Source organism: Armatimonadota bacterium, assembly GCA_017993055.1.
Classification (GTDB): domain Bacteria; phylum Armatimonadota; class UBA5829; order DTJY01; family DTJY01; genus JAGONM01.
Genome location: JAGONM010000065.1, coordinates 1 through 7,702 on the forward strand (window position 1 = coordinate 1; position 7,702 = coordinate 7,702).

Here is a 7,702-nt window from a genome sequence, read left to right on the forward strand (position 1 = left end):
AACCAGTTCAACCGATACCTGAGGGGATCCAACCGCAGGCCGCTCCTTGCCCACGGTTGGCGATCCGCATCCCAGATCCTCCGCCATTATCAGGACGTGGTGTAACACATGATTGACAAATCTACACGGTCAGTCGAGCCGATTGGGCGGCGGAGTCGGCAGGTCGCGGAAGATGGGAAGGTAGGTCCGCCATGTCTCGTTCCGCGCGCCGTCGAGGTACTTCGTGAGGCTGATGAACGGCACGTAACGCGGCCTGCGAGGACGGTTTGCCAGTCTCATATTCGCCTTGTCGAGCGTCTTGTCGCCCTTGCGGGAATTGCACTTCTTGCAGCAGCAGACGAGATTGTCCCAACTGGACAACCCCCCGAGCCTCTTTGGGATGACGTGATCAATCGTCAGATCCCTGGCTTGGTGTCCGCAGTACTGGCATGTGTAGTTGTCGCGCGCGAATACGCTCCGGCGGGAGAGCCTGAGTTCCGGCAGCGGCCGCTTGACGTGGTGACGCAGCTTGACCACGGAGGGCGAGTCGACGACTCCGTCAATCGTGTTGACCACCGCGTCATGGGTGTGCAGCACTTCCGCCTTGCCGAGAAAGACGAGGCAGATGGCGCGCCGCAGGTTGCACACGTTCAGCGGTTCGTAATCATTGTTGAGCACCAGGACTTCGTAACTCATGTCGGCTTGCAGGTTCTCCTCTCTAAGGCGGTCGTCAGGGGACCTCGGCATGCTCTCAAAATCAAAAAACCCGCCAGGCTCCATCGGGCACAAGCGGGCTTACGCGCACAGCATCGAGTTATGCGGTTTACGGAGACGAAAGACGCCATCCTCGGCCAGCCGAAGCAGATCGGCGGTCAGGCCGCCCAAGTCGTCGGGCGATATGCTCTTGTAGTCGGCGTTCATGCGCACTCAGACTACCCCTGTGGGAATGCTACGGTGGGATTATACCAGAATCCCGATGCCTCGTCAATACCCGGTCGAACAGGGTAGGCCCTCCACTCGCATTTCCGGGCGCACGCCACTATAATATGTCTGCTGGAGGGCTAGAGCAAATGAAGCATATCCTAGCGATAGACCAGGGTACGACGGGAAGCCGGGCGATCGTCTACGACAGAGAGGGGCGCCAGGTTGCAGCGGCTTACCGGGAGTTCACCCAGCGCTTCCCGAGGCCGGGATGGGTCGAGCACGACCCGGAGGAGATCTGGCAGAGTGTCGAGACCGCCCGCCGAGAGGTCCTCGATCAGGTTCCAGCCTCCTCGATCGCTGCGATCGGGATCACGAACCAGCGGGAGACCACCATTGTCTGGGACCGGGAAACCGGTGAGCCGGTCTACAACGCGATCGTGTGGCAGTGCCGCCGGACCGCCGACCGCTGCGACCAGATCAATCGCGCTCCCGGCGAGACCGAGTTCTTCCGCGAGCGAACCGGCCTCCCGGTGGACGCCTATTTCTCCGCCACGAAGATCGAATGGATACTCCGAAACGTCGCCGGCGCGCGGGAGAAGGCCGACGCTGGGCGGCTGCTCTTCGGAACGACGGACTCGTGGATACTTTGGAAACTCACGGGCGGCAAGGTCCATGCCACGGACTTCACCAACGCCTCTCGGACGATGCTCTTCAACATCAGTAACCTCGCTTGGGACGACGACATACTCGGGTGCTTCGGCATCCCCGGGTCCATGCTCCCGGAGGTTCGAGCATCCTCAGGAATTGTCGGCGATTACCAGGGCATACCGATCAGCGGGATTGCGGGCGACCAGCAGTCGGCGCTCTTCGGGCAGGCGTGCTTCGAGCCGGGGACCATCAAGAACACCTACGGCACCGGGAGTTTCATCCTGATGAACACGGGGAAGAATCGCCCTCACTCAGCCCACGGACTGATCGTCACGCTCGCCTGCGGATCAGAGGGAGAGCCGGTCTATGCCCTCGAAGGAGCGGTGTTCGTGGCGGGTGCGGCGATCCAGTGGCTCAGGGACGGGCTCGGTATCGTCCCGTCCGCGCCCGAATCCGAGCGGATGGCGACATCAGTTCCGGATAGCGAGGGCTTGTACTTCGTCCCAGCGCTGACCGGCCTGGGAGCGCCGTATTGGGACCAGGACGCGCGCGGGGCGATCTTCGGACTCACTCGCGGGACGACCTCCGCCCATCTCGTCCGGGCCGCTTTGGAGGCGATGTGCTACCAGACCCGCGACGTGCTGGAAGCGATGCAGAACGACTCCGGACTCGCGATCCCGAGCCTGAAGGTTGACGGCGGCGCGGCGGCGAACGACTTCCTCTGCCAGTTCCAGGCAGACATCCTGGGGGTAGAGGTGGTTCGCCCGGAGACGATCGAGACGACCTCGCTGGGAGCGGCGTATCTCGCGGGCCTGGCAATCGGATACTGGAAGAACGCCGACGAGATCCGCGCGTGCTGGCAGGAGGACCGAGTCTTCGGCCCAGCGATTCCCCGCGTCGCCGCAGATTCGCTCTACGCGGGCTGGCAGGATGCGGTGCGCAGGACGCTCACCCGATGAACGGATTTGCGGCCTTCTCGTCGCCGATGGTGGTCGTCGGACCGTGACCCGGATACACGACAGTACCGTTTGGAAGGACGAGAAGCTTGTCGCGAATCGCCCCGGCCAACTGCTCCATCGAGCCGCCTGGAAAGTCGGTGCGGCCGACGCTTCCCGCGAAGAGCGTGTCACCGGAAAAGAGATGTCCGTCCGCGTAGAGGCACATCCCGCCCGGGGTGTGCCCGGGTGTATGGATGACTCGAAGGCACATCGAGCCGATCCTTACTTCGTCGCGCTCCCGCAGCAGCCGATCGGCTGGAGGGCCGACGACCGCATCGGAACCGAGATACGCAGAGAGGTTCAGACCGGGATCGGTTAGAAATGCGGCGTCGGCCTCGTGGATCACGATCGGGCAGCCGAAACGCTCCTTCAGCGGCGCGTTCGCACCGATGTGGTCTCCGTGCCCGTGAGTGTTGACCACCATCACGACCGACAGCCCCTCCGACTCGATCAGCCCGAGAATCTCATCGGAATCGCCGCCGGGGTCAATCACCAGGACCTCGCGCTCTGCGCACAAGAGATAGCAGTTCGTCTCGCAGGGACCAACGACAAGGCTCCGAAACCAGAGGTCCGCCGGCACTACCAGCTTCCCCCGTGGATAAAGCGACGCGTGCGCTCGAGGAAATCCATGTCGTAGGGATCGAGGTCGCCGGCGTCTTCGTAGGCGGCCTCGGCGCGCTCCTCGTCGCCTCGCCAGATGAAGGTGTCGCCGAGGAGACAGGCATAGATCGGCTTGTAGTTGAGCCTGGCCGCCTCGAGATAGGCCTCGGCGGCGTCCTCGTACCGGCCGACGCGGGCGTAGAACATGCCGAGCCGCGCGGCGTAGTAGTCATCCCCCGGCGAGAAACTCACAGCCTGTTCCATCTGGGGGATCGCCTCGTCCATGCGCCCGGCTTCCGAGTAGAGCAATCCCAGTTCGAAATGGTAGAAGGCATCGGCGGGCTTGGAAGCCACCGCATACTCCATCTGGGCGATGGCATGATCAGTCTGGCCGATGATCTTGTAGGCTCCGGAGAGCTTGTAGCGATAGAAGGCATTGCCGGGCGATAGATCGACCGCCGTGGAGTACTCGTGAATGGCAACGTCCCACTTGCCGTAACGGGCATAGACCTCGGCGATGCTGAAGTGAGGCTCGGGGCTGTTCGGATCCCTCTTGAGGGCTTTCCGGTACTGCGTCACGGCATTGATCGGCAGTTCCGCCAAGGCGTACGCATCGCCAAGGTCCGTGCGGTGCAGGGAATCATCGTCAATCCGCGCGGCCTTCTTGTAGCGGGTGATGGCGTAGTGGAGCCTGCCTTTCGCCAGATGCTGATCGGCGAGGCGTTTGTTTCCGTCGGCGGTCGTCGGTTCTCGCTCCTGCAGTTCGTCGGGCCGCTCGGCGGTCTCAGGTCGATCCGGTTCTTTCCTCCCGAACGGGAAGCCTCGCAGTACGTCCAAGTTCTATGTCCTCCGATCCGTATCCAGCAGAATGGTCACGGGCCCATCGTTCTCAATGTTCACCAGCATTCTAGCACGAAACCGGCCGGTCTGCACCCGCGCGTCCAGCCTTCGAATCGCGTCCACATAGACCTGATAGAGCGCGTCGGCGCGATCGGGTGGCGCGGCCTCGGAGAAGCTTGGGCGGCGACCTTTTCGCGCGTCACCGAAGAGCGTGAACTGCGAAACGACGAGCGCCTCGCCGCCGACTTCGAGAAGGGACAGGTTCATCTTTCCGTCGCCGTCCTCAAAGATGCGCAGGTTCGCCGTCTTGTCCGCAAGCCATTCGGCATCCGACTCGGAGTCGTTCAGACCTACGCCCACCAGCACGAGCAGGCCCCTTTCTATCGAGGACACGATGCAGCCGTCTACGGCCACGGAAGCCGCCCGGACTCGCTGAATCACAGCGCGCACGATCGGGTGCCCTCCTCATCCGAGACGTTGGCGCGCCGTATCTCGAGGATGTCGCTGAGATTCCCGACGGTGGTGATTATGCTGTTCAGATGCGCCAGGTCGTCAACCTCCACTGTAAGGCTGAAGGAGGCGGTCTTGTTCGAAAAGGACTTTATCTTAGCCGAGCAGATGTTGGTCTTGCTCTCACTGAAGATCGCGGATATGTCGTTGAGCAGGCCGACGCGATCCATCGCCTCGATGTACATTCCCGTGCGAAAGCGCTCACCGTCGGCGTGCGTCCACTCGACCTCGATGAGACGGTCGGGCTCGCGCTCGGCGTATGCAGTCAGGTTGGGGCAGCCTCTACGGTGAAGCGTCATACCCCGACCCCGCGTGACATAGCCCATTACCTCGTCACCGGGGATCGGCGTGCAGCACTTCGACCGGCGAATGGCAATACCGTCCACCCCGCCGGCCACGATACCGAGCTTGGCCTCGCTCGAAGGCCTCTTGCCCGAGATGACCAGTTCATCCGGCATCGGCTGAGAGGCCTTCATGCGGTTTATGACCGTCATGGCGGCGATATGGCCGTAGCCGATCGCCGCGAACAGGTCGTCTTCGGCCTGGACGCTGAAGTGATCGAGCAGCGGTTGCAGGATGTCAGGCTTCAGCAGTTCCTGGGAGTCCAGCCCCTGGCGTTCCATCTCTTTCTCCAACATCTCTCGCCCTTTGGCGACGCTGTCGTTGTATCGGAGCTTGCGGAAGTGCTGCTTGACCTTGCTGCGGGCGTGGCCGGTCTTGACGAAGGTCAGCCAGTCAAGGCTCGGCGCGGCATTCGTCCTCGTGATGATATCCAGGATGTCGCCGTTGTTGAGTCGGTAGCTCAATGGCACGATGCGCCCGTTCACCTTTGCCCCGGCACACTGGTTTCCGACGTCGCTGTGGATTCGGTAGGCGAAATCCACGGGCGTCGAACCCATCGGGAGATCAATCACGTCGCCGCGGGGCGTGAAGACAAAGACCTGGTCGCTGAACAGATCATCGGTGACGGCCCGAAGAAACTCGGTCGCGTCCTTGGAGTCCGCCTGCCAGTCGAAGAGCTGCTGTCTGAGCCACGCGAGCTTGCCGGAGAACCGGTCGTCGGAGCCCTTTCCCTCCTTGTACTGCCAGTGAGCGGCGATGCCGAACTCGGCGGTGCGGTGCATCTCCCAGGTGCGAATCTGAATCTCAATCGGTTCGCTGTTCGGGCCGATGACCTTCGTGTGGAGCGACTGGTACATGTTTGACTTGGGGTTGCCGATATAATCGCCGAATCGAGCCGGGATGGGCATCCACTTCTCGTGAACCACGCCCAGCGCGTGATAGCATTCACCCACGGTGTCAACGATGATGCGAATCGCCGTCAGGTCGTATATCTCGTCGAAGTCCACCTCCTGCCTGAGCATCTTCTGGTAGATGCTGTAGAGGTGTTTGGGCCGGCCCTGGATCTCCGCCTTGATCCCATCGGCCTCCAGCTGAGCCCTCAGCAGATCCACGACCTCTTTGAGGGACTTCTCGCGCTGGCGGCGGGTGCGCGAGACCTTCTCGACGATCTCCTCGTACTCTCGCGGCTGAGTGTACTTGAACGCAAGATCCTCCAGTTGCCATTTGATCTGCCAGATTCCAAGGCGGTGCGAGAGCGGGGCATATATCTGAATGGTCTCGCTCGCGACTTTGAGCTGGCGTTCGCGGGGAAGTGCGGAGAGAGTCCGCATATTGTGCAGGCGGTCGGCAAGCTTGATGACCATGACGCGGAAATCCCGCGCCATTGCCAGGAAGATCTTTCTGAGGTTCTCCGCGCTGCGATTGACCTCGGACTGGCGTTTCTTGCGATCCTCTGCGTCCGCATCGCGAGGCTCGAAGTCAGCGAGTTTGAGCTTGGTCACGCCGTCTACGAGCGTGGCAATCTCCTTGTCGAAAACACGTTCCAGTTCTTCGAACTCGACGTGGCCGTCCTCGATGACATCGTGCAGCAGTGCCGCCGCGATGCTCTTCTCGTCCATCTCGAGTTCGGCGAGGATAGCCGCCGTTTCCAGCGGATGGTTGATGTAGGGTTCCCCGGACAGGCGCTTGTGGGGCTTGTGCACCTCCGAGGCGAACTCGAAAGCCCGCCGAAGAAGGTTGACATCGGCGCCGGGATGGTAGTTTCTCACTCTCTGGATGACGGACTCTATCGTCATCGCGGCGAGTCTCCCGTCTCGAATCTATGCGTATTCCGACGGCAACGCGTCGCCCATGCGGTTCGCAGAAACACGGGCATCGCGGAGCATCACCTGGGCATTTCTAGAACCGTTGAAATCGTTGATACTCGCTATATAACACACATCAATATTGGCGCCGACTCGAATCGCAGCCGCCGCCGCGCCCCATCGGAACGCCACGCAATCAATAGTCCCACCCGAAGGAGTACCAAGCCTGAGCTTGAGGTGCGCTCCGGTCGCGCCCATAGTGTTCTTCTGCAGGACGGGAACACCCATGGTCACAAATACCGGCTCCCTGTTACCGTGACCGTAAGGCTCCAGCAGACTCAACTCGGCGATGAAGTCCTCGGTGACGGCATCAAGGCTGATCTCGGCGTCGGCCTCGACACGCGGCTCCAGATCGCACTCAGCCAGCACCTGATCGGCGTGCCGGTTCATGGCGATGTCGAACTCGTCCAGGTTTCCGGGGACTATCGAGAGGCCCCCGGCCTGCGCATGGCCGCCGAACTTCTCGAGCAGCGCCCCACATTCGGTGAGCGCCTCAAACAGATTGAACCCGTCTATGCTCCTCCCCGAACCGACACCCATCTCGCCATCGTCATCGAGCGCAATCATGACCGTCGGTCGGCAGTAGGTCTCGGTGATCTTGCCGGCCACGACGCCCACAACTCCGGGATGCCATCCGGCCGACGAGAGTACGAAGACCTTCGACGTCTCATCAAGTCGCTTCTTTTCGATCTGACTCACTGCTTCCTGAAGCATCCGCGCCTGCTCCGCCTGGCGCTCCCGATTGCAGGCCTCGAGCGCATCGGCAAGGCGCGACGCCTCGCTCTCATCCTTCGTGAGAAGCAGCCTGACGGAGAGCGACGCATCGTCGAGCCGGCCCGCAGCGTTCAGCCTGGGGCCCAGCACGAAGCCTATGTTTCGGCTGGTGATCCCCTTCGCGCCCAGACCGGACCGGTCAACGAGGGCCCTGAGACCCAGTTTGCCGGTCCTTGCGATCTCCTCCATACCGAACTTGACCAGGATTCTGTTCTCGCCGAG

The 7,702-nt window shown here is 61.8% G+C and carries 7 protein-coding genes; 1 reads left to right on the forward strand and 6 read right to left on the reverse strand.

The genetic code is table 11. The features are described 5' to 3' along the window. Positions 1-129: 129 nt before the first annotated feature. Positions 130-675, reverse strand: a complete 546-nt coding sequence (locus KBC96_15080) for an HNH endonuclease (GenBank protein ID MBP6965715.1) — start codon at positions 673-675, stop codon at positions 130-132. Between the two features lie 374 nt (positions 676-1,049). Here KBC96_15080 and glpK point away from each other — a divergent pair, with 374 nt between their 5' ends. Continuing rightward, complete coding sequence (gene glpK / locus KBC96_15085; protein ID MBP6965716.1) at positions 1,050-2,510, forward strand: glycerol kinase GlpK; 1,461 nt, start codon at positions 1,050-1,052, stop codon at positions 2,508-2,510. Here glpK and KBC96_15090 read toward each other — a convergent pair. The 5 genes from KBC96_15090 to KBC96_15110 form a co-directional block, all read right to left on the reverse strand. Beyond that, complete coding sequence (locus KBC96_15090) at positions 2,500-3,129, reverse strand: MBL fold metallo-hydrolase (GenBank protein MBP6965717.1); 630 nt, start codon at positions 3,127-3,129, stop codon at positions 2,500-2,502. The two genes, glpK and KBC96_15090, sit on opposite strands and share 11 nt — an antisense overlap. After that, positions 3,129-3,986, reverse strand: coding sequence for a tetratricopeptide repeat protein (locus KBC96_15095; GenBank protein ID MBP6965718.1), 858 nt, complete (start codon positions 3,984-3,986; stop codon positions 3,129-3,131). Before KBC96_15095 ends, KBC96_15090 begins: the two co-directional genes overlap by 1 nt. A gap of 3 nt (positions 3,987-3,989) precedes the next feature. Further along, a complete protein-coding gene (gene dtd / locus KBC96_15100) occupies positions 3,990-4,439 on the reverse strand; it encodes a D-tyrosyl-tRNA(Tyr) deacylase (GenBank protein MBP6965719.1) in 450 nt (149 codons plus the stop codon). Further along, positions 4,427-6,637 carry a bifunctional (p)ppGpp synthetase/guanosine-3',5'-bis(diphosphate) 3'-pyrophosphohydrolase gene (locus KBC96_15105; protein ID MBP6965720.1) on the reverse strand — a complete coding sequence of 737 codons (2,211 nt, stop codon included), beginning with the start codon at positions 6,635-6,637 and terminating at the stop codon, positions 4,427-4,429. Before KBC96_15105 ends, dtd begins: the two co-directional genes overlap by 13 nt. 24 nt (positions 6,638-6,661) lie before the next feature. Beyond that, on the reverse strand, positions 6,662-7,702 hold a 1,041-nt coding region (locus KBC96_15110), incomplete at its 5' end, for a single-stranded-DNA-specific exonuclease RecJ (protein ID MBP6965721.1).

What these genes read in the sequence shown, in the direction of transcription:
- KBC96_15080 (MBP6965715.1), bottom strand. Translation starts at nt 675, where the DNA reads ATGAGTTACGAAGTCCTGGTGCTCAACAATGATTACGAACCGCTGAAC.
- glpK (MBP6965716.1), top strand. Translation starts at nt 1,050, where the DNA reads ATGAAGCATATCCTAGCGATAGACCAGGGTACGACGGGAAGCCGGGCG.
- KBC96_15105 (MBP6965720.1), bottom strand. Translation starts at nt 6,637, where the DNA reads ATGACGATAGAGTCCGTCATCCAGAGAGTGAGAAACTACCATCCCGGC.